Raw genomic sequence first — 22,242 nt, forward strand, 5'->3', positions numbered from 1 at the left:
GGCAACAACATTAAAAAGGCGAGTTCGGGAAGTAGAACTGCTTGGCGTTCTCGCGCGTGATCAGCACCGACGGGATGATGGTGTTGGCCGGCAATTTCTCCCCTTTCAGGCGCGCTTCCGTCGTCAGTTTGATGGCGTCGTACATGAACTTGGGCGAATACGACACGTCGGCCACGATCTGCGGGTCGGAACCATCCATGATCTTCTTCACGGCACCCTTCGCGCCCGCGCCGCCGAACACTTGCTTGATGTCCGTGCGCTTGGCTTGCGCGATGGCTTTCTGCACGCCGATGGCCATGTCGTCATCGGCGGCCCAGACGGCGTCGATGTGCTTGAAGCGGGTCAGGTAATCCTGCATGACCTTGAAGGCATCGTCGCGGTTCCAGTTGCCATACTTGGCGTCCAGCACCTTGATCTCGGGATGGCCCTTCATGACGCCATTGAACGCATCGAAGCGCTCGTTGTCCAGCGTGGTCGGCATGCCGCGCAGCACGACGATATTGCCCTTGCCATTCAGGCTTTTCGCCAGGTATTCGGCCGGCAGCTTGCCAAAGGCCGTATTGTCGCCCGCGATATACGCATCCTGCGATTGCGTGTTCGTCAGGCCACGGTCCACCACGGTCACGTAGACGCCCTTGTTTTTCACCTGCGCCACGGGCTGCGTCAGGGATGCGGACTCGATGGGGAAGATGACCAGGGTGTTGATCTTGTTTACCGTCAACATATCCTGCAGCTGGTTCGCTTGCTCGGGCGCCGTGGCGGCCGTCTTGACGATGATTTTCACGCCAGGATGGGCTTTTTCCAGCTCCGCCTTGGCCTGGTTGGCCCACCACACGATGCCGGAGGTAAAACTGTGCGTCGCCGTGGGAATGGCCACGCCGACGACCAGCTTTTCAGCCGCCTGCGCCTGCCCCATGGGCAAGGCCCACGCCTGCATCACCAGTACTGCCATGCCTGCTACCCGTATAAAGCTCTTCATGCTGCTCTCCTCCAAGGTTGTGGGCGCCCGTTGGCTGCCCTTTCAGAACGCCGCTATGCTTTTATTTGCGGCCTCGCTGCAGGAAGGCGACGGCGATGATCACCACGCCTTGCACTGCGGCATTCAGGTAGACACTGATGATGCTGGTCAAATTCAGGATATTGCTGATCACGGACAGCAGGATGGCGCCGATCACGGTGCCGACGATGCGTCCCTCGCCACCCTTCAGGGCCGTGCCGCCCACCACGACGGCGGCGATGGCTTCGAGTTCCCACAGCAAGCCCGTGGTCGGCGTGGCCGAACCCAGGCGCGGCACGTACAGCACGGTGGCGATGCCCACGCACACGCCCAGCAGCATGTAGGTGGCGATTTTCACGCGGTCGACATTGATGGCCGCATAGCGCGCCACTTGCTCGTTGGAACCAATCGCCTGCACATGGCGGCCAAACGTGGTGCGGTTCAATATGATGGCGCCCGCCGCCGCGACGATCAGGAAAATCCAGATGGGGATCGGCGCGCCCAGCACGCTGGTGTAATACACAGGGCTGTACAGCTCGGACAGGGTGGCGTCCAGCGTCAGCGCGCCGCCATCGGCCAGGTAAGTGAGCACGGCGCGAAAGATGCCCAAGGTGCCCAGGGTGACGATGAAGGGCTCGATATTGCCCTTGCTAATCAACAGGCCATGCATCAGGCCAAATCCGGCGCCCAGCACCAGGGCCATGGCAATGCCCAGCACCAGCATGGTCATCGGCGCCAGATTCCCCCCCCGCTCCTTGCGCCAGCGCATTCATGAAGTAAATCATGCAGCCGGCGATCAGCGCCGCCATGGAGCCGACGGACAGGTCGATGCCGCCAGAGATAATCACGAAGGTCATGCCGACGGCGATGATGCCAATGAACGCCGTGCGCGTGAGCACGTTCATCAGATTGTCGAGGGTGGCGAAATCGCCGTTGAGCAAGGTACCTGCGATGCACAGGGCAATCAAGCCCAGCACGGGGCCAAAGCCCTTGATGCGCGCGCCCAGTCTGGCAATCGGGGAAACAGTGGTGTCAGTGCGTGCCGGTTGCATGGGCAATCAACTCCTCTTCGGTCAGGTGGTCAGCAGCCAGGGTGGCTTGCAGGGTACCGGCGCGCATCACCGCGACGCGGTGGCACAGGCCGATCAATTCGATCAGTTCGGATGAAATCACGATCACGGCGCGCCCTTCGGCGGCCAGGCGGTGGATCAAAAAGTAAATATCGCGCTTGGCGCCCACGTCCACGCCACGGGTCGGCTCATCGAGCACGATGACGCGCGGGTCAGAGTGCAGATATTTGGCCAGCGCCAGCTTTTGCTGGTTACCGCCAGACAACATGCGCGCGCGGCTGTCCAGGTCGCCCGTGCGGATATTGAAATCCCCGACGGCCTTGGCCAGCGCCGCCTTCTCCGCCGTGACATTGAGCCAGGGCCGCGCATAGCGCTCCATGGTCATCATGGTGAGGTTTTCGCGCAGCCCCAGGTTCACGTGCAAGCCCTTGCCCTTGCGGTCTTCGCTCAGGTACGTCATGCCGTGCTGCATCGCTTCACGGGGCGTGCGGATGTCCACCTGCTTGCCGTTCAGCGTGATCGTGCCTGCATTGCGCGGGCGCAAGCCCAGCAGCGCCTCGAACGATTCCGTGCGGCCCGCGCCCACCAGCCCCGCAAAGCCCAGCACTTCTCCGGCGCGCACCTCGAAGGACAGGTCTTTCGACCAGCCTGGCACTGACAGCCCATCGACTTTCAGGAGCAGCGGGGCATCGGGCGCCAGCGGTACTTTGGCGGGGAACATGTCCGACAATTCGCGCCCCACCATCAGGTTCGCCATCTGCTGGCGCGTGAGGCTGGCCGTCGGCTCGCGCGTGACGAAACGCCCATCGCGCATGACGATGACCTCGTCCGTATTGCGCTCGACTTCATCGAGCTTGTGGGAAATGTAGAGGATGGTGACGCCGTCCGCTTTCAGCTGCGCCATCACGGCGAACAGGCGCTGTGTCTCCGACGACGTCAGGGTAGCGGTGGGCTCATCCATGATCAAAAAGCGGGCGCGGCGCGAGAGGGCCTTGGCAATTTCCACAAGCTGCTTCTCGGCAACAATCAAGTCGCTAATCCTGGTGTCGGGCGATACCTCCAGCCCCACCTGGCGCAGGTAGCGCGACGCTTCGTCCTTCATGGCCGCCTCGTCCAGCAGCCAGCCACGGGTCTTTTCGTGGCCCAGGAACATGTTTTGCGCCACCGTCAGGTGCTCGGCCAGGTTGAATTCCTGGTGGATCAGCACGATGCCGGCATTTTCGGCCGCGCGCGAACTCGTAAAGCGCTGCGGCTGGCCATCGATCAGCAACTGCCCTTCGCTCACGCTTTCATAGCCTGCGAGGATTTTCATCAGGGTCGACTTGCCGGCGCCATTTTCGCCCAGCAAGCCATACACGCGCCCTGGCGCCAGCGTAAAGCTGACGCCATGCAAGACGCGCACGGGGCCGAAATCCTTGCAAACCCCCTCAAAACCAACGGCAACGCTCACTATGCACTCCCTCGCAAGACCAGATGATGGTTGAGCAGCACGCCCGGCACGCTTGCCGCCGGGTCCGCCAGCCGCTGCAGCAGCAAGCGCGCCGCCGTCTCGCCCAGTTCGCGCATCGGCTGGGCAATGGTGGTCAGGCCCGGGGCGATCTGCGCGGCAATGGCGATATCGTCGAAACCGATGACGGCCACGTCTTCCGGCACGCGCTTGCCCAACTGGCGCAGCGCGCTCAGGACGCCGATGGCCAGGGTGTCGGAGACGGCAAAGATGGCCGTGGGCGCGTTGGGCTGGGCCATCATGTCCAGCGCCGCTTGCGTGCCGGCCGCGTAATCGAGGCTTTGCACCGTGTGCACCCACTGCGGCTGCGCAGGCAGGCCGGCGGCCGCCAGGGTGTCCAGGTAGCCTTGCTGGCGTTGCCGCGCATACAGATAGCGCTCATCCGAATTGATCAGGCCGATGCGCGTGTGTCCACGCGACAATAAATGCGCGACGGCGTCGGACGCGGCGCGGTGGTTGTCGATACCCACATACGGCACGGCCACGCCGGGGTCGAATTCGCAGCAAGCCACCCACGGCAGGCTGGCCGACTCATGCGACAAGGCATGCTGCACCGTATCCGGGTCCAGGCAGATGGCGCCATCGGCGCGGTGCATGCGCAGCAAGTCGAAATACGAGCGCTCGCGGCCCGCATCGGCGCCCGTATCGCACAGCAGCACAAAGTAACCGTGTTCGCGCGCCACCGTATCGATGCCGCGCACGATCTGCGCATAGAACGGGTTGCCCACGTCGGGCACCATGGTGAGCAGCATGCGGCTCTCGGCCGTGCGCAGGCTGCGCGCCAGATGGTTCATGCGGTAGCCCAGCGCGGCGACCGACGCCAGCACCTTTTCGCGCGTGGGCGCCCGCACCCCGCTCTGCTCGTTCATGACGCGCGAGACGGTCGCCACCGACACCCCCGCATGCGCGGCGACGGCGCTGATGGAGACGGTTTCTGGCGGTGCGTGAGAAGGAATGGCTGGCGGCATGGGGTTTTGAAAAAAATGTAATCGATTACATTTATAAACCAGCCGACCGCCCGATGCAAACATTATCGATGCTGCAATGCGCAAAAAAAGTTACCATGGAAGCCGTAAAACCTGCCTGTGCGCGGGGCTGGGAAGGCGTCTGCTGCACGGCAAAACGGCGCGCCGTGGGGAAATGGCCGCCACCGTGGCATGGCGGCGTGGTGGCGGCAGCAGGGGGACTACTGCATCATCGAACAAAACGTTTCCGGGTTGCCATCGAGAATCACGCCGCTGGGCCAGCGGTGGCTGCGCTGTTGCGCGCGCAGCAAGGAAGCGGCCAGGGCCGAATCGCCATCGACGGCGTAGACGAAGACGGGCATGTCCAGGCTGGCCGCGTCGCTGAGCAAATTCGGATTGGCGTCCAGGCTGCGCGCATCGACGTGCACGCCGACGGGCATGCCGATCTGCTGTTGCACGCGCTGCAGCCAGGGTTTGTCCAGCTTGGGCGCGCGGGCGTTTTTCGCGATAAAGCGGCTGCCCCCCTTCGCGCCGGCCTGCGCCTGCGCATGGCGCGCCTCCAACACCAGCAAGCCCAGATAGCCGTGCGGGTCGGCGCGGCGTGCGCAGGCCAGGTTGTTCGGCACGCCCGAGGTCAGGAACCAGTTGCCATGCTTGATGCCACCGCGCAACTGCGCCACCAGTGCGCTGATCGGTGCGCACGAGGGCACGACATCCTTGATTTCCGCATTCAGGGTTTTATGCGGAAAGGCTGTCGCCAGGCCGGCGATATCGCTGACGAAGGGCGGCGTTTCCGGCGTGAGCACGCCGTGCTGCTTCATGCTGGCGGCGCGCCAGTCGTCGGCCGTCAATTGCTTCACCGTGCGGGGCGATCCCGTATCGACCACCCGGCCCGTGAGTAAATCGTGGTGCACCACCCAGTTGCCGTCGCCCAGCAGCTGCAAGTCCGTCTCGACGCCGTCCCAGGTGCCGAAATACGTGTTGCGCAGGGCGCTCAGCGAATTTTCCGGCGCATTGCCGGCCCCCGCATAGCCCGCGCCACGGTGGGCGTGCACCTTCATGCCCAGGCAATCGGCCTGTACAGACGCGCTGAACATACTCAACAGCAAGGCCAGTGCGGCCGCCTTATTTTTGTTGCGGATGATAAGCATAGTCAATTCCCTGCAATACATGAATGCGGCGTGCCGCCAGCCGCCATAATACGACGCTGGCGCCCCGCAGCGAGAACAGCAGGCCGAAAGCAGTTCAAGGCGCAGATCGTCGAGGTGGCGATCAAGCTGAACGGGGAAGAAATTCCCGCCAGCGCTGCATTGCAGAAGGGGCTCGGTTACACTGTTGGCCACATTGCATCGGGATCTGAGACATGGGCGAACATACACTGGCGGAACAACATCTGGCCAACGGGCAACGGTTGCAGCAGGCGGGCAAGCTGATCGAGGCGATCAATGCTTACCAGGCCGCGTATAAACTGGCGCCAAGCCTGGCCGAAGCCCAGCATTTTCAGGGCCTGGCCATGCTGGAACTGGGCCAGGCCACCATCGGCCTGGGCCTGTTGAAACTGTCTCTCAAGCAACAGCCGGAAAACGCCCTGTTCCACTACAACCTGGGCAATGTGCTGCGCGCAAGCGACAGCGAAGCGGCGCTGGCCAGCTACGCCACGGCGGCGCGGCTGGCGCCGGATGAACACGATTTCGCCATTCTTCACGCCGAATTGCTGATGGGCAAACAACGGCTGGCGGAAACCATCGCCGAACTGGAGCGTGCCCACGCCTTGCGCCCGCAGCGCTGGCAAACCCTGCAGGGATTGGCCCAGCTGTATTACCGCACGGGCCAGCAGGAACTGGCGCTGGCGCGCTACGCGCAAGGCCTGGCACTGCACCCTGCGCTGGCGCAAACGTGCCGCATCGGCTTTGCCAGCCCGAGCACAGACAGCCCCGAACGGGTCAGCGTGCCGGAAGTGGCCGATGCATTGCGCGACTTCCTGCGCGAAACAGATCTGCACATCCTCGACAACTTCCTGCCCGACCCCGCCGCCTGGCGCGCGCAGGCACTGGCCCTGCCATTCGAGCAGCAGCGCTATGCGGGGCAAAACTATCCGGGCAGCCAGACGGATGGCCAGCCTTGCCAGGCCATCATGGAGCGCATCGCCACGGCGCTGGGCCGCCCCGTCCGTTTCAGCTCGCCCGACAACGGCTCCTACCGCCTCAGCTATGCCGACGCCATGGCGCGCACGGATATCCATGTGGATAACGAGACAGGCAGCAACTTCAATTTCTATGCGGGCGTGCTGTATCTGAACCCGCCCGAGCAGTGCCAGGGCGGCACCACCTTCTGGCGTCACCAGCCTTCCGGCTGGTACCGGCGCCTGCTTGATGCGGACGTCAAGGCGGGCGGCTATGCCAGCTTCAAGGATTTCCAGAAGCGCTGGCTGCCGAACAGTAAAGTGCAGAAATTCAATGACTTACAGGAACAGCGCGACAGTTGGCAAGCGCTGCTGGAAGTGCCCATGCGCCACAACCGCCTGATCGTGTACAAGGGACACTATTTTCACTCGATCAGCAATGTGTTTGGCGACACGCCGGAAAATGGCCGGCTGGTGCAGCTGTTTTTCTTTGAAGTGCCCGATTAAGTACCGGACTAATACATGTCTGTAGCCGTGGCGCGCACCGCTTTCAACAGCATATCCGCCCCTGGCGACAACAGATGGTCTTGCTGGCGGATGATGCCGAAGGCATCCATCTTGCACGGCAGCTCGATGGGCAGGAGGCTCAGCACGTTGAGGGAGGCGTAGTAATGCGCCACTTCGGTCGGCATCACGTGCAGCGAGTCCGTTTGCTGCAGCAACGAGGTGATCAACAGCAAGGCGGTGGTGTCGACCACGTCCACGGGCGGCTCCTGCCCTGCACGGCGGAACATCATGTCGAAGCGGTGGCGCAGGATGCTGCCTTGCGGCGGCAATATCCACGGCTGGCCCGCCAGGTCCTTCAATTGCAAATTCTTGCGCGAGAGCAAAGGATGGCCATTGCGCGCCACGGCGCTGACCGGCTCTTCCGTCAATTCTTCGTAGATCAGTCCGGCGCTGCTTTCCTTTTCCAGGATGCGCCCGATCATGAAGTCGAGCTTGCCGTGCTGCAGCATATCCATCAAGGTATTGCTGTGCTCCAGGTGCACGCCGATGCGCATCAAAGGCGCCTGCTGCTTGATGCGGGCAATCGCGCGCGGCAGCAGCGCCATGGCCGGCGTCATGATGACCCCCACTTCCACCTGGCCCGTCAGGCCCGACTTGAGGGCGACGATATCGTCATGCGCCAGCGACAGGCTCCTCAGGGCCATGCGCGCGTGGCGTATCATCGTCTCGCCGAAGATCGTTGGCTCCATGCCGCGCGGCAACCTGTCGAACAGGCGCACGTCCAGCATCTCTTCCAGGTCCTTGATTTGCTTGGACGCGGCCGGCTGCGTCATGTGCAATTCTTCCGCCGCGCGATGGATGTTGCGCTGCTCGTCAAGGGCGATCAACAGCAGCAATTGCCGCGTCTTCAGGCGGGCTCGCAAGAACCAGTTGGGGTTGAGGGTATCCATGAATAAATCATATCATGATCGATATCGGTTCTAATTCAATATCGATATTATAGATATCGGTGTGTCTCCTTTTTTGTGCGTGTGGCGAAGGGGGGCAGGCTGGCTTGTATTCAGGCGAGCGCTGCCGCCATGCCGATGGCTGCGGCAAGTTTGCCTTGCCTAATCATCGTACTAGCTCCCGTTGGTATTTTTCTGGCCCATGGCCATCAGTCTTTGCACGACGCAAAAGACAAACAACAGGCCGCCGATGACGATCTTGGTCCACCACGAGCTGAGCGTGCCGTCGAAGGCGATCAGGGTCTGGATGGTGCCCAGCACCAGCACGCCCGACAGGGCGCCCGCCACGTAGCCGTAGCCGCCGCTGAGCAAGGTGCCGCCGATGACGACGGCAGCGATGGCGTCCAGTTCCGTGCCTTGCGCATGCAAGCCATAGCCGGACAGCATGTAGAACGCAAACAGCACGCCGCCCAGCGAGGCGCAAAAGCCGCTGAACGCATAGATCAGCACCTTGGTGCGGCCCACGGGCAAGCCCATCATCAGCGCCGACTGTTCATTGCCGCCGATTGCATACACGGCGCGGCCGAATGGTGTCGCGTGCGCCAGCCAGATGGCCAAGAGCAAGGTAGCCACGGCAATCACCACACCGGGCGAGACGAAGCCGCCCAGAAACTGCAGCTGCGTCTGCGACATGGCGACGAACAGCGGGTCGGCGATGGTGATGGAATTGATGCTGATCAAATAGCACAGGCCCCGCGCCAGGAACATGCCGGCCAGCGTCACGATGAACGGCTGCAATTTGAAGTAATGGATCAGCGCGCCCATACCACCGCCAAACACGGCGCCCAGCGCCAGCACGGTGGCGATCACCAGCATCGGCGGCCAGTGCGCCACGTTGAGCAGCCAGGCAGCGATCATGGTCGACAGGGCCAGCACGGAGCCGACCGACAGGTCGATGCCGCCGGAGACAATCACGAAGGTCATGCCGACCGCGATCACCAGCAAAAAGGCATTATCGATCAACAGGTTAAAGATCACTTGCGTGGACAGCAGTCCCGGGTAGGCGGCGCCGCCCAGGCCCAGCATCACCACCAGCAGCAAGACGGTGACGAGCGAGGTGAAATACGGGGTGTGCAGCAAGCCCTTCATGCTTTTCTCCGTTGCAGCAATTGCTTGAATTGCGACGATTGCGACAGGCAGACGAGGAAGACGACGACCGATTTGACGACCATGTTCACTTCCGGCGGCACGCCCAGCGAATAGATGGTGTAGGTCAGGGTCTGGATGATGAGCGCGCCTATCATGCTGCCCACCAGGCTGAACTTGCCGCCGGCCAATGACGTGCCGCCCAGGGTGACGGCCAGGATGGCGTCGAGTTCCAGCATCAGGCCCGCGTTGTTGGCGTCGGCGCTCTTGATGTTCGAGCTGATCATCAGCCCCGACAAGCCAGCGCAGGCCGCGCAAAACACGTAGACGAAGAAAATCAGGGTGGCCGTCTTGATGCCGGCCAGGCGCGCCGCCACGGGGTTGATACCGACGGCCTGGATGAACAAGCCCAGGGCCGTCTTGCGCATCAGCACGGCAGTGATAACAAACACGGCCGCCACCAGGAACAGCGAGAACGGCAAGCCGAACAGGTAGCCGCTGCCGATGAAAAAGAAGGGCTGGTAGTAGACGGTGACGATCTGTCCATCCGTCAACAATTGCGCCAGTCCACGGCCAGCCACCATCAAGATCAGGGTGGCGACGATGGGCTGCAAGCCCAGGCCCGCCACCAGCACGCCATTCCAGGCGCCGCACAGCAGGGCCGCGCCCAGGGCTGCCGCCAAGGCCCAGCCCATGGGAAGACTGCTGACATACGTGGGCACGCCCTGCTCCATCACCATGGTGCCGCCGATCAGCATGGCGGCCACCGTACCGGACAGGGCCACGACGGCGCCCACGGAAATGTCGATGCCGCGCGTAGCGATGACCAGGGTCATGCCCAGCGCCGCCAGCATCAATGGCGCGGCGCGGTTGACGATGTCGATCACGCTGCCGTACAGATGGCCGTCGCGAATTTCCAGATGGAAAAATCCGGGGATAGCGAAAAAATCCACCAGCAGCAGCAAAAACAGCGCGCCCAGGGGGCGACTCAGGGGTTGATGCAAAACGGTATGCAAAATGGAGGAATCCGTGGTGGAGACCAGACGCGCCGCAGGCGGCGCGCTGGACGGTGTAGACAGGCTCATGCTGACTCTCCGGCGATCACTTGCAGCACGGAACTGTCGTCGAGCTCGCCGCGCGCATAGTCGCCGCAAGCCTTGCGGTCGCGCATGACGACGATACGGTCGCTGTAGCGCAGCACTTCCGGCAATTCGGACGAGATGAACAGGATCGACATGCCCTTGCGGCACAACTTGCTGACGTAGCGCATGATTTCCTGCTTGGCGCGCACGTCGATGCCGCGCGTGGGCTCATCTAAAATCAGCATGCTCGGCGCGGTCACCAGCCAGCGCGCCAGCAAGGCTTTTTGCTGATTGCCGCCCGACAAGCTGCCAATCGGCGTCTCGATGCTGGCCGTCTTGATGCCCAGCGCCTTGACGTACTCGTCGGCCAGCGCCTGCTGGCGTTTGAACGGGATGGCGCGCAGCAAGCCCGTGCGGGCCTGCAAGGCAAGGATGATGTTTTCGCGCACGGACAGCGACAAAATCGCCCCCTCGTGCTTGCGGTCTTCCGAGCAAAAACCGATATCGAGGGCAATCGCCTCGCGCGGCACGCTGAAGTGGCGCGGCTTGCCCTTGATCACGATGCTACCGGAATCGGCCTTGTCGGCGCCAAACAGCAGGCGCGCCAGTTCCGTGCGGCCCGAGCCCAGCAAACCGGCCAGGCCCAGCAATTCGCCCTGGCGGATGTGGAAATCCATGGGTCGCAAGGCGCCCTTGCGGCCCAGTCCCGTGGCTTCGAGCACATTGGCGCCGAAGCTGGCCGCGCCCGCTTCTTGCGCCAGATCATCTTCCTGCGCCAGGGTGTCAGCCGCCACGCCGATCATCTTGTTCACCAGCGCCAGGCGCGACAGTTCGCTGCATGCATATTCGCCTTCGCGCTCGCCATTGCGCATGACCGTGATGCGGTCGGAAATGGCGTACGTCTGCTCCAGGAAATGCGTGACAAACAGAATCGCCATACCCTGCTCGCGCAGTCGGCGCAGCACGGAAAACAGCAGGTGTACTTCCGCCTCGTCCAGGCTGGACGTGGGTTCGTCGAGGATCAGCACGCGCGCCGAAATGTTCAGCGCACGGGAAATGGCCACCATTTGCTGGATGGCCAGCGGAAAGCTGGACAATTGCGCCGTAACATCGATATCGATCTGCAATTGCTGCAGCAGGGCACGCGCCTGTTGCTTCATGGAACGCCAATCGATGGCGCCAAAGCGGCGCGGGTAACGGCCAATAAAGATGTTTTCCGCCACCGACAGGTTCGGACACAGATTAACTTCCTGGTACACGGTGCTGATGCCCAGCCCTTGCGCATCCGAGGTGGACGCCGGGGCGATGGGCTTGCCATCGAGCAAAATCTGGCCGCTGTCAGGCGTGTAGACGCCCGTCAGCACCTTGATCAGGGTCGATTTCCCGGCGCCATTTTGCCCCATCAGGGTATGCACTTCGCCCGGATACAGGCGCAGGGCAACATTGCTGAGGGCTTTGACGCCAGGAAAGGACTTGCTGATGCCGCGCAACTCCAGCAAGGGAGCTGACGCGGCCGTTTGATGCGCTTGCGTATTCATCATGCGGCAAGCTTAGTACTTACGGTTAGGAAATTCCTTGGCGGCCACCTCGGCAGGGAACACGCCTTCCACCGTGGTGATGCGGGCCGGCACGGGTTTGCCAGCGACCACATCGCGCGCGATGGACATCAGTTGCGGACCCAGCAGCGGGCTGCATTCCACGGTAACGTTCAACTTGCCGGCGATCATGGCTTCGAATGCGCCTTTGACGCCATCGATCGAGATGATGATGATGTCCTTGCCCGGTTTCAAGCCCGCTTCTTCGATGGCCTGGATGGCGCCGATGGCCATGTCATCGTTATGCGCGTACAGCACGTTAATCTTCTTGCCTTCCGCCTTCAGGAACGCTTCCATTACTTCCTTGCCCTTGGCGCGCGTGAAGTCGCCCGTTTGCGAGCGAATGATCTTCAGCTTCGGATTCTTGCCGACCACTTCCAAAAAGCCCGCCTTGCGGTCGATAGCGGGCGCGGAGCCGACCGTGCCTTGCAGTTCGACAATGTTCAGGGTCGCATCCGGGGTTTTCTTGGCGTGCTCGAGCAGCCATTGGCCGGCGCGGCGGCCCTCTTCCACGAAGTCCGAGCCGATGAAGGTCACATACAGCGATTTATCAGCCACATTGACGGCACGGTCCGTCAAGATGACGGGAATCTTGGCAGCCTTGGCTTCGCGCAAGACGGTATCCCAGCCCGACTCCACCACTGGCGAAAAGGCGATCACGTCGACTTTTTGCGCGATGAAGGAGCGCAGCGCCTTGACCTGGTTTTCCTGCTTTTGCTGCGCATCGGCAAATTTCAGGGTGACGCCATCTTTCTTGGCGGCATCTTTGATGGAGACGGTATTGGCGGTGCGCCATTCGCTCTCGGCGCCTACCTGCGAAAAGCCCATCACGAGGGGCTTGGCGGCGAAGGCGGACGAGGTAGCGAAAGTGGTAGCGGAAAAGGCCAGCAGCATGGCGCTGGCGAGGAGGGTGCGGCGGCTCAATTTCATTCTTTGTCTCCAGTTTTTATTGGAATACCATCACAGCCGGACGGCGGATGGGCGGTTTTTTATGAACCCATGGTAGAAGAAAGCAACATAGCCATCCAATCAATTCTTTTTCGCTTGCGATATCGGTTTGTGTATCGGTTTGTGTATCCGTGGCTTGCGACAGCTTGAGTAGCCCAGGCGGAAAGACGGCATCAGTTGCAGCGCCGTACATGTCAACGGCTGGCCCTTGAGCGGTGTGATCTTGCACAAGAAGTCTTGCTCATCGCACGCGCCGTGCTTTAAACAAGGAGGCAGGCAGCGGAAAATCCGCGCCCGGCAAAGCGGCCAGGGCAATAACGCCCTGGCCGCTTTATCAAATCCAGCCGGCGTCGACGATAAACTCCTGGGAGGAGCACATCGCGCCGTCATCGGAGGCGAGAAACAGCACCATTGCGGCGATGTCCTGCGGCATCAGCTTGCTCGGCAGACACTGGCTTTTCTTGATTTCCACTTCCGCCGCATCGTCGACCCACAGGTCGATCTGGCGCTGCGTCATGACCCAGCCCGGCGTGACGGTGTTGACGCGGATATTGTGCGCGCCGAAATCGCGCGCCAAACCGCGCGTCAAGCCGACGACGGCTGCCTTGGTGGTGGCATACACGGGGTAGCCACCCGACTTCGCGTGCCAGGAAATCGAGCTGACGTTGATGATGGAACCGCCGCCCTTGCGCTTCATGCCCTCTAAAACAGCCTGGCAGGTAAAGAACATCGGGCGTTGATTAATCGCAATACGATCGTTCCAGTATTCCAGCGTGACGTCTTGCGTCTGGTGGCGCTGGTCATTGGCCGCATTGTTGACGAGGATATCGAAGTCGCCCAGCTTGTCAGCCAGTTCGGCCATGACTGCTTGCAGCGAGGCAATATCCGTGATGTCGCAATGGCGGAACAAGGGCGCCATCAAGCCACCCTCTGCCAGGCGGCGGCACAGGGCCTCGCTGGCTTCGACGGCGATATCGACAAACGCCACCAATGCACCCTGGGCAGCAAATTCGGCCACCAGGGATTCGCCGATGCCGCTGCCGCCACCCGTGATGAACACGCGCTTGCCCTGCAAGCTGCCATATTTCGCCAATTGCTTCATCTTGTCTCCACCTGTTTATTTTTTGATTAAATCTTGCCAAGCACGCCGTCCTGGCGGCGCCAGATACACAGCGGATTATCGTCGCGCAGCGCTTCCGGCAGCAAGTCCTGCGCCAGGTTCTGGTAAGACACGGGACGCAGGAAGCGGTTGATGGCTGCCGTGCCCACCGAGGTGCTGCGGCCGTCCGAGGTGGCCGGGAACGGGCCGCCGTGCACCATGGCCGTCGACACTTCCACGCCTGTCGGGAAACCGTTGGCCAGGATGCGGCCCACACGGCGCTCCAGTACCGGCAGCAAACGGCGCGCATCTTCCAGGTCACCCGCATCCATTTGCAGGGTAGCCGTCAGCTGGCCTTCCAGGCTTTCCGTGATGGCGAGCAATTGTTCGATATCGCGGCACGCCACCAGCAGCGAGACCGGGCCGAAGACTTCGTCGCGCAAGTCGTGCTTGGCCAAAAACGCCTCGCCCGAGGTGACGAACAGGGCGGCGGCGCCCTTGCCTTCTTCGCCCGTGTTTTGCACCAGCGGCTTGACGTCGGCGTGTTGCGCCAAGGCGGCCACGCCCTTGGCATAGCTGCTGGCGATGCCAGCCGTCAGCATGGTGGCGGCCGGCGCCGGCGCCAGCGCTTCGGCAGCGGCAGCGGCAAAAGCGGTAAAGTCAGCGCCGGCCAAGCCCAGCACCAGGCCGGGATTGGTGCAGAACTGGCCCACGCCCATCGTCAGCGAAGCGGCAAAACCGCTGGCAATGGCGGCGCCACGGGCGGCCAGCGCTTGCGGCAGCACAAACACGGGGTTGATGCTGCTCATCTCCGCATACACGGGTATCGGTTGTGGACGTTGCGCCGCCACCTGCATCAAGGCGATGCCGCCCGAACGCGAACCCGTAAAGCCCACGGCCTGGATGGCCGGATGGGCCACCAGGGTCTGGCCGATGCCATTGCCCGTGCCGGTCAGCAAGGCGAACACGCCCGCTGGCAGCTTGCAGATGTCGATGGCTTTGACAATCGCGCGTGCCACCAGTTCCGACGTACCCGGGTGGGCCGAGTGGGCTTTCAGCACGACGGGGCAGCCGGCGGCCAGGGCCGAGGCCGTATCGCCGCCGGCCACGGAGAAGGCCAGCGGGAAGTTACTCGCCGCAAACACGGCGACGGGGCCCAGGCCGATCATGCGCAAACGCAAGTCAGGACGCGGCGGCACGCGGTCCGGCAAGGCGCTGTCGATGCGCGCATCGGTCCAGGAACCTTCGCGCAGCAAGCCGGCGAACAGTTTCAACTGACCGACCGTGCGGCCACGTTCGCCTTCCAGGCGCGCGCGCGGCAAGCCGCTTTCCGTCATGGCGCGCACGATCAGATCGTCGCCCAGTTCGAGGATTTGCGCAGCGATGGTGTCCAGGAAATCGGCGCGTTCGGCGTCCGAGGTGGCGCGGAACGGGTCAAACGCAGTTTGTGCCAGACGGCAAGCGGCGTCGATTTGCGCTACGTCAACCATGTGGAAGGCCGGCGCGATATGCGCGCGCGCGGCCGGGTCCCAGGCTTCGAAGGAGCCGCCATTGCCCTTGACGGCAACGCCGCCGATCAGTGCATCACCGGTGATATTGAAGCTCATAATGTGCTCACTTTCGCAAATTCGGTTGGGAAGATTTCGAGGCGGTTGCGCAGGGCGGGGCCAAAGGCGGGCGCTTCGATTTCAAAGGTTTCGCCCGGCTGCACGCTGACGCCATCGGCAAAGCTTAATGTCGCCGTGCCAAAGAAGTGGACGTGCACGTCGCCAGGGCGCTTGAACAGCGGGTATTTGAAGTGATGATGTTCCAGGTTGGCAATCGTGTGCGACATATTATGCTCGCCACTGACAAAGGCCTTTTCCCAGCGCACATTGCCGGCCGCATCGAGCACGCGCGAGGCGCCAGCTATATGCGCGGGCAATTCGCCCACCAGCAGCGCCGGGCCGACGCTGCAGACGCGCAGCTTCGAGTGGGCCAGGTACAGATAATTCTGGCGTTCCGTGATGTGATCCGAGAATTCATTGCCGATGGCGTAGCCGACGCGATACGGCTGGCCGTCGTCGCCGATCACATACAGGCCGGCGATTTCCGGCTCTTCGCCACCGTCCAGGGCAAAGTCCGGCATGCGCAGCGGCTGGCCGCCAGCGCGCACGATGGAGCCGTCGCCCTTGTAGAACCATTCCGGCTGGGCGCCTGCCGTGCCGGCAGCAGGCTTGCCGCCTTCCACGCCCATGCGGAACATTTTCATGGAGTCGCTCAAGGACTCGGCGTCGCCGCCGATCTTCTTGTGCATGGCGTCGCGCGCGCCGGCGCTGCCCAGGTGGGTCAGGCCCGTGCCCGTCACGTAGCAATGCGCTTCGTCGGCATGGTCCAACGGCGCCAACAGGCGCCCGCTGCTGGCCACGTCCTCATAGGCATGCGTGGTGTTGCCGACGCTGGCGTTCACCAGGTCAAACAGGCTGACCTTCTTGCCGATGGCATCTTGCGCCAGCGCATACGTCGTGTTGTAGCCTTCGATGACGCGGATCTGCCCGTCTTGCAGCAGGCCGACCAGGCGGCCGCCATCTTTATTCGTAAATTGCAGCAACAGCATGAGAGTCACCCCTTAGTGTGAGTGGCGCGGCACGGCGGAACCGCGATTGCCGACCAGGAAGTCGAAATCGCAGCCTTCATCGGCCTGCAACACGTGTTCGATATACAACTGCTGGTAGCCGCTCTTCGGTCCTGGCGCGCTGCCCAGGGGACGGGCCGCCAGGCGCTCGGCGATTTCCGCGTCGCTGATGTCGATATTCAGGCTGCCGGCGTGGCAATCGAGGGCGATCATGTCGCCATCGCGCACGATGCCCAGCGGGCCGCCCGCCATGGCTTCTGGCGCCACGTGCAGCACCACGGTGCCGTAGGCGGTGCCGCTCATGCGCGCATCCGAGATGCGCACCATGTCGGTGATGCCCTGCGCCAGCAGTTTCGGCGGCAAGCCCATGTTGCCCACTTCGGCCATGCCCGGATAGCCCTTCGGGCCGCAATTTTTCATCACCAGCACGGAATTGGCATCGACATCCAGATCCGGATCAAGAATGCGCGATTTATAGTGCTCAAAATCTTCGAAGACGACAGCCTTGCCACGGTGCTGCATCAGGTGCGGCGAGGCGGCCGACGGTTTCAATACGGCGCCGCGTGGCGCCAGGTTGCCGCGCAGCATGCAAATGCCGCCATCGGCCAGCAATGGGTTGTCCAGCGTGCGCACCACTTCATCGTTGTAGATCGGCGCTTCGACGCAGTTGTCCCACAGCGACTTGCCGTTGACGGTCAGCGCATTCTTGTGCGGAAGAAGATCGCCCTCGCCCAGGCGGCGTATCACGGCCGGCAAGCCGCCCGCGTAGTAAAACTCTTCCATCAGGAAACGGCCCGACGGCAGCAGATCGACGATGGTCGGCGTGCCACGGCCCACTTTGGTCCAGTCTTCCAGTTCCAAGGGCACGCCGATGCGTCCGGCGATGGCTTTCAGGTGGATCACGGCATTGGTCGAACCACCGATGGCGGCGTTGACCTTGATGGCGTTTTCAAATGCTTCGCGCGTCAGCACTTTCGACAGGCGCAGATCTTCGTGCACCATTTCGACGATGCGGATGCCCGACATGTGCGCCAGCACGTAGCGGCGCGAATCGACGGCGGGAATGGCTGCATTGTGCGGCAAGGACGTGCCCAGCGCTTCAGCCATGCTGGCCATGGTCGAGGCCGTACCCATGGTGTTGCAGGTACCGGCCGAACGCGACATGCCCGATTCGGCCGACATGAACTGGTGCAGGGTGATGGAACCGGCCTTCATCTGTTCGTGCAGCTGCCACACGGCGGTGCCGGAACCGATGTCCTTGCCATTGAGCTTGCCGTTCAGCATGGGGCCGCCGCTGACGACGATGGTGGGGATGTCGACGCTGGCCGCGCCCATCAGCAATGCCGGCGTGGTCTTGTCACAGCCGACCAGCAGCACCACGGCGTCCATCGGGTTGCCGCGGATCGATTCCTCGACATCCATCGATGCCAGGTTGCGCGTCAGCATGGCCGTCGGGCGCAGATTCGATTCGCCGTTCGAGAAGACAGGGAATTCCACGGGGAAACCGCCCGCTTCCAGGATGCCGCGCTTGACGTGTTCGGCCAGCTGGCGGAAATGCGCGTTGCAGGGCGTCAGTTCGGACCAGGTATTGCAGATGCCGATGATCGGCTTGCCCTGAAACTCGTGGTCAGGTATGCCCTGGTTTTTCATCCAGCTGCGGTACATGAAGCCGTTCTTGTCCTGGGAACCGAACCACTCGGCAGAGCGCAGGGTTACCTTCTTTTTTGTCTCAGACATGCAATTCTCCTGGTTGTGCCATGCCGGATCTAATGTCGTCGGCCCGGGCAGCGATGTTGGGATACTAAAGAATCCTGCCATGCCTTTCCAATCAATTTTTAATGCGTTCCGATATCGAAAACGATATCAGCATGCCGTAATGAAAACGCCCTGCGAGCGAGCGGCTGCAGGGCGTATGCTGGGGGTCTGACCCGGCGGGTCAGACCCCATGGTCATTTACTCGGCGGAAAAGCGGTACACGGTTTCCGTTTGATACACCTCGCCGGGGCGCAGGATGGTGCTGGGGAAATGCGCCTGATTCGGCGCATCCGGGAAATGCTGGGTTTCCAGGCACAGGGCACTGCGGTAGCTGATGGCGCGCAGCTTGCCGTGCTGGCTGCTGTCGAGGAAATTGCCCGAATAGAACTGCACGGCCGGCTCCTGCGTGTAGACCTCCATCATCCTGCCCGAAACGGGTTCGCGCACGCTGGCGGCCAGGTTCAGCAACTGGCCGGCCTGTTGATTGAGCACAAAGTTATGGTCATAACCACGGCCAATGCGCAGCTGTTCATGCGGTAAATCAATGCTGTCGCCGATGACGCTGCTCTGGCGCAAGTCGAACGGCGTGCCGGACACGTCCGCCAGCTCGCCCGTGGGAATGGAACCGGCGTCCACCGGGGTATAGCGGTCCGCGTTGATGGATAGCTCGTGGCCGAGGATATCGCCTTGCCCCGCCAGATTGAAATAACTGTGGTTGGTCAGGTTGACGGGCGTGGCCTGGTCCGTCACGGCGTGGTAGCGCAGGCTCAGGGCATTGTCGTTGTCCAGCTCGTACACGACGGTAACGTCCAGCTGGCCCGGATAGCCATCTTCGCCATCAGGGCTGCTGCGCGTGAAGGTGATGCCCACGGCGTCTTGCCTGGTGAACGGCTCGGCCTGCCACATGACTTGGTGAAAGCCCTGGTTTCCGCCATGCAAGTGATTCGGCGCATTGTTGACGGCCAATTGATAATCCTTGCCGTCGAGGCTGAAACGGCCCCCGGCAATGCGGTTGCCGAAGCGCCCGATCACGGCGCCCAGGAAAGCGCTGTTGGCCAGGTAGGGTTCGATGCGCTCAAAACCCAGCACCACGTCGGCAAAGATACCGTCGCGGTCCGGCACGTGCACTTCGCTGATGATGGCGCCAAAATCGAGCACCTTCACTTGCATGCCCTGACGGTTGGTCAGGGTAAACACGCTGACGTGGGCGCCATCGGGCAAGACGCCGAACGGCGCCTGGGTGACGCTGGCGGAGGTGGGGACGCAGGAAACAGCTGTAACAGGGGTCATGGGCGCTCTTCCAAAGATGACAGGGTCGATGAACGGCCAAACACGGCCATGCCTTGCGCATCCCAGCGCAACGGCTTCACAAAGAGATGGCGCTCCCGGTTCCACCACGGATCACCGACGATTGGCATCGCACTTCATGAATCTCCAGATATTGTATTAATATTTTTTCTGCTGCCGCATGTCGAGCGCATGCTCGGCGTTTATCTTAGGGGCTGGGTGAGAATCCCTCCAATCAATTTTTCCACTGTTTCGATATCAATTTCGATATCAGCGCTTGGAGCACTTTGGAGCTTGCAAGCCTGTTGGCGCCGATTGTTGGCGCCGACGTTAAATTGATCCAGGCTGCCGATTCCAACTGACCCAACTCAAACCTCTGGAACCGTTTCTGCACGCGGATTTGCTGGCTACGGACATGGATCACCGAAAATCGGCAGCTTGGGTCAAAAAATTGTCGGCGCCAACACACGCCTCCAGGGGAACAGTTTGCCGAGGCGCCACCCCTTGCCAAACGCCGTCACCACGCCGGCCGCTAGCGCCAGTAATCCGCCGAGCAGCCACGCGGCAGAACCCCAATCCAGATACACCCATTCTGACCTGTGCAAAAACTGACCCAGGTCAAGTCAAATGTCATGACAATCTATGTTTAATTAGCAACTAATTATTGCATTAGGGCAACATAATTTCAATTATAAGTAGACAATTTGCTATTACATCTGTATTGTTGAATTTTCAGTTCGCAAAAACCCCCCACAATAACGATAGGAACGAACATGATCACCCTGCGTAAATTCTCCGCCATCGTCGCTGCCTGCCTGGGCTCCCTGTCCATGGCCGCGGCGCACGCCGAATCGCCTGTTTTCGTCTCTGACGCTTTCGCCAACGCCGCCAATCCGCTAGTGAACGGCTGGTGTTCCGACTGCGGCGCGGGCCAACACATGATCGACACCTTCACGCTGGCGAGCGGCGCGACCTTGTCGAGCACCGATTTCGCCATCAGTAACAGTTTTGGTTCGAACTGGAACATCGAAGTGACGATCTACGACAACTCGATGAACTTGCTCTATTCGCACGTGAACACGGCTGGCTCCTACACGCTGACCGACATCGGCAATGGCGTTGACCTGGTCCACGCTGGCATCAGCGGCGTGACGCTGGCTGCCGGCAGCTACCGCATGGGCTGGTACGACCCGGCCAGCCTGGCCATTCCTGGCTACGCGGGTGGCTCGAGCCTGATGTCGACCGGTGGCGGCAGCACGAACACGATCGCCGCGTTCAAAGTGAGCGCCGTGCCGGAACCGGAAACCTACGCGATGCTGCTCGCCGGCCTGGGCCTGGTCGGCCTGGCGCGCCGCCGCGCCGCCTGAGCGTCGCTTCGGCATAAAAAAACCGCCTCGCGAGGCGGTTTTTTTCATGGCGCTAAGCAACCACGCATAACTAATTTCAAAATCTTCGAACCTCTCTCTGAGGGTGCACGCGTTGCTCGCTCTGAATTTGGTTCGGTGGGCCTACTTACCGCAGTAAGTCTAGACCAAAACGAGACGAATTTCCCCCCTTTTGTTGGCGCCGACGTTAAATTGATCCAGGCTGCCGATTCCAACTGACCCAACTCAAACCTCTGGAACCGTTTCTGCACGCGGGTTTGCTGGCTACGGACATGGATCACCGAAAATCGGCAGCTTGGGTCAAAAAATTGTCGGCGCCAACAATCGAGCTTCTACAGCACGGCTTCTCCGTCCCGTTCGTGTTCACATCCCGCAACTACAGCTTCGCCATCGAAGCCGACAAACTTACTTCGGAAGCCTCCGACCGTAGCCGCTTCCTCGCCGCCGTATCCGCCGACAAAGCCGCTGTAGCTGCCGAACGGGCCGCAGATGATGCAGCCTTCGCCGCTGGCCATCGTCCGTTTTAATCCGAGAAAGGAACTGACATGACACCAGCAGCACGCTACATCGCCGGAATCTACGAATCAGCGGTTGACCGCCAGCTAAACGTAGAAGCTATCCGCCTTCACCTTGCCGAGTGTGGCATACGCCGAAGCCCTGCACAGGTTGCGCACGACCTGACGCACACGTACGGCTTCCACGGCTATGCAGACAGCTACCCGGCCCCACCAGTGAAGACGATGGCAGAACTAGACGCCGAACTTGGCGAGTGACTGTCATCTGCCATAGCCGCCGCATTGGTCGTCACCTACCAGCAACGGCTTCAACCCTTCCATACTCTTCCTCGATTGCCGCCATAAGTGACGGCAAGCCTTCGGTGTTCTTTTCATAGCCGGGATTCCAAGTTGGCGTAAAGTAATTGAAGCCGCCATCTCCGACCGACAGCGACACGAAATTGCCATCGGTGAAGGTGTAATAAATAACGACGCCTCGTTCATCGTTTCGGACTGACGTTTTAACATCAAGTGTTGACGCCACCGGCCCAATGCGAGTGCGTAGCTTCTTGGCATATCTCCGAATCCGTAACTGCCTCCATCCGGGTTCTTCAAAAAGATAAATGCCAGCGCCAAGCACGCTCATGCCTACGACGGTTGAAAAACAATATTGCAACCAACTAGGCTTGATGCATTTGCTCCCAGTGCTGTTTCGGAGCATC

Annotated in this window: 20 protein-coding genes and 1 pseudogene; 4 read left to right on the forward strand and 17 right to left on the reverse strand. The window is 61.5% G+C overall.

All coding sequences use genetic code 11. The features are described from left to right. Positions 1–10: 10 nt before the first annotated feature. From ACQ4W6_RS03485 to ACQ4W6_RS03505, 5 genes and pseudogenes are all read right to left on the reverse strand, one after another. Entirely contained in the window at positions 11–937 is a 927-nt protein-coding gene (locus ACQ4W6_RS03485) for a substrate-binding domain-containing protein (RefSeq protein ID WP_436566048.1), read from the reverse strand. Between the two features lie 103 nt (positions 938–1,040). Then, positions 1,041–2,049 (reverse strand): annotated as a pseudogene (locus ACQ4W6_RS03490) (ABC transporter permease). Then, positions 2,030–3,517, reverse strand: a complete 1,488-nt coding sequence (locus tag ACQ4W6_RS03495) for a sugar ABC transporter ATP-binding protein (RefSeq protein ID WP_436565797.1) — start codon at positions 3,515–3,517, stop codon at positions 2,030–2,032. The pseudogene ACQ4W6_RS03490 and the gene ACQ4W6_RS03495 overlap by 20 nt, the downstream one beginning before the upstream one ends. Beyond that, positions 3,517–4,542, reverse strand: coding sequence for a LacI family DNA-binding transcriptional regulator (locus ACQ4W6_RS03500; protein ID WP_436565798.1), 1,026 nt, complete (start codon positions 4,540–4,542; stop codon positions 3,517–3,519). The genes ACQ4W6_RS03495 and ACQ4W6_RS03500 overlap by 1 nt, the downstream gene beginning before the upstream one ends. Before the next feature lie 218 nt (positions 4,543–4,760). Further along, complete coding sequence (locus ACQ4W6_RS03505) at positions 4,761–5,690, reverse strand: glycerophosphodiester phosphodiesterase (RefSeq protein ID WP_436565799.1); 930 nt, start codon at positions 5,688–5,690, stop codon at positions 4,761–4,763. Between the two features lie 212 nt (positions 5,691–5,902). Between ACQ4W6_RS03505 and ACQ4W6_RS03510 the strand changes: the two genes are divergently transcribed. Further along, positions 5,903–7,168, forward strand: a complete 1,266-nt coding sequence (locus ACQ4W6_RS03510) for a DUF6445 family protein (protein WP_436565800.1) — start codon at positions 5,903–5,905, stop codon at positions 7,166–7,168. Between the two features lie 8 nt (positions 7,169–7,176). Here ACQ4W6_RS03510 and ACQ4W6_RS03515 read toward each other — a convergent pair whose 3' ends face one another. The 11 genes from ACQ4W6_RS03515 to ACQ4W6_RS03565 all read right to left on the reverse strand — a co-directional run bounded on the left by ACQ4W6_RS03515 (position 7,177) and on the right by ACQ4W6_RS03565 (position 19,772). Further along, positions 7,177–8,118, reverse strand: coding sequence for a LysR family transcriptional regulator (locus tag ACQ4W6_RS03515; protein WP_436565801.1), 942 nt, complete (start codon positions 8,116–8,118; stop codon positions 7,177–7,179). 171 nt (positions 8,119–8,289) lie between these two features. Next, positions 8,290–9,264 (reverse strand): galactofuranose ABC transporter, permease protein YjfF, encoded by a 975-nt coding sequence (gene yjfF, locus ACQ4W6_RS03520; RefSeq protein ID WP_436565802.1) that lies wholly within the window; start codon positions 9,262–9,264, stop codon positions 8,290–8,292. Then, the gene (locus ACQ4W6_RS03525; RefSeq protein ID WP_436565803.1) at positions 9,261–10,346 is read right to left on the reverse strand and encodes an ABC transporter permease; all 1,086 of its coding nucleotides are present in this window, start codon (positions 10,344–10,346) and stop codon (positions 9,261–9,263) included. The genes yjfF and ACQ4W6_RS03525 overlap by 4 nt, the downstream gene beginning before the upstream one ends. Beyond that, complete coding sequence (locus tag ACQ4W6_RS03530) at positions 10,343–11,884, reverse strand: sugar ABC transporter ATP-binding protein (RefSeq protein WP_436565804.1); 1,542 nt, start codon at positions 11,882–11,884, stop codon at positions 10,343–10,345. Before ACQ4W6_RS03530 ends, ACQ4W6_RS03525 begins: the two co-directional genes overlap by 4 nt. Before the next feature lie 9 nt (positions 11,885–11,893). Continuing rightward, positions 11,894–12,868, reverse strand: a complete 975-nt coding sequence (locus tag ACQ4W6_RS03535; RefSeq protein ID WP_436565805.1) for an ABC transporter substrate-binding protein — start codon at positions 12,866–12,868, stop codon at positions 11,894–11,896. Between the two features lie 352 nt (positions 12,869–13,220). Beyond that, positions 13,221–13,988, reverse strand: coding sequence for an SDR family NAD(P)-dependent oxidoreductase (locus tag ACQ4W6_RS03540; RefSeq protein WP_436565806.1), 768 nt, complete (start codon positions 13,986–13,988; stop codon positions 13,221–13,223). A 26-nt stretch (positions 13,989–14,014) separates the two neighbouring features. Next, positions 14,015–15,592, reverse strand: coding sequence for an aldehyde dehydrogenase (NADP(+)) (locus ACQ4W6_RS03545; RefSeq protein ID WP_436565807.1), 1,578 nt, complete (start codon positions 15,590–15,592; stop codon positions 14,015–14,017). Then, a complete protein-coding gene (gene araD1, locus ACQ4W6_RS03550) occupies positions 15,589–16,581 on the reverse strand; it encodes an AraD1 family protein (protein WP_436565808.1) in 993 nt (330 codons plus the stop codon). Before araD1 ends, ACQ4W6_RS03545 begins: the two co-directional genes overlap by 4 nt. A gap of 12 nt (positions 16,582–16,593) precedes the next feature. Further along, the gene (locus tag ACQ4W6_RS03555) at positions 16,594–18,336 is read right to left on the reverse strand and encodes an IlvD/Edd family dehydratase (RefSeq protein ID WP_436565809.1); all 1,743 of its coding nucleotides are present in this window, start codon (positions 18,334–18,336) and stop codon (positions 16,594–16,596) included. 216 nt (positions 18,337–18,552) lie between these two features. Beyond that, positions 18,553–19,644 carry an aldose epimerase family protein gene (locus ACQ4W6_RS03560; protein ID WP_436565810.1) on the reverse strand — a complete coding sequence of 364 codons (1,092 nt, stop codon included), beginning with the start codon at positions 19,642–19,644 and terminating at the stop codon, positions 18,553–18,555. Next, on the reverse strand, positions 19,641–19,772 hold the full coding sequence (locus tag ACQ4W6_RS03565) for a hypothetical protein (protein ID WP_436565811.1): 132 nt from the start codon (positions 19,770–19,772) through the stop codon (positions 19,641–19,643). Before ACQ4W6_RS03565 ends, ACQ4W6_RS03560 begins: the two co-directional genes overlap by 4 nt. Before the next feature lie 642 nt (positions 19,773–20,414). Between ACQ4W6_RS03565 and ACQ4W6_RS03570 the strand changes: the two genes are divergently transcribed. From ACQ4W6_RS03570 to ACQ4W6_RS03580, 3 genes are all read left to right on the forward strand, one after another. Beyond that, positions 20,415–21,008: a PEP-CTERM sorting domain-containing protein gene (locus tag ACQ4W6_RS03570; RefSeq protein WP_436565812.1), complete on the forward strand. Its 594-nt coding sequence runs from the start codon at positions 20,415–20,417 to the stop codon at positions 21,006–21,008. 290 nt (positions 21,009–21,298) lie between these two features. Then, positions 21,299–21,553: a hypothetical protein gene (locus tag ACQ4W6_RS03575; RefSeq protein WP_436565813.1), complete on the forward strand. Its 255-nt coding sequence runs from the start codon at positions 21,299–21,301 to the stop codon at positions 21,551–21,553. Between the two features lie 18 nt (positions 21,554–21,571). Beyond that, positions 21,572–21,799: a hypothetical protein gene (locus ACQ4W6_RS03580; RefSeq protein ID WP_436565814.1), complete on the forward strand. Its 228-nt coding sequence runs from the start codon at positions 21,572–21,574 to the stop codon at positions 21,797–21,799. A 31-nt stretch (positions 21,800–21,830) separates the two neighbouring features. Here ACQ4W6_RS03580 and ACQ4W6_RS03585 read toward each other — a convergent pair whose 3' ends face one another. Next, a complete protein-coding gene (locus ACQ4W6_RS03585) occupies positions 21,831–22,166 on the reverse strand; it encodes a hypothetical protein (protein WP_436565815.1) in 336 nt (111 codons plus the stop codon). Between the last annotated feature and the right edge of the window lie 76 nt (positions 22,167–22,242).

The organism is Janthinobacterium woesei, assembly GCF_051380875.1.
In the GTDB taxonomy this organism is placed as follows: Bacteria; Pseudomonadota; Gammaproteobacteria; order Burkholderiales; family Burkholderiaceae_D; genus Janthinobacterium.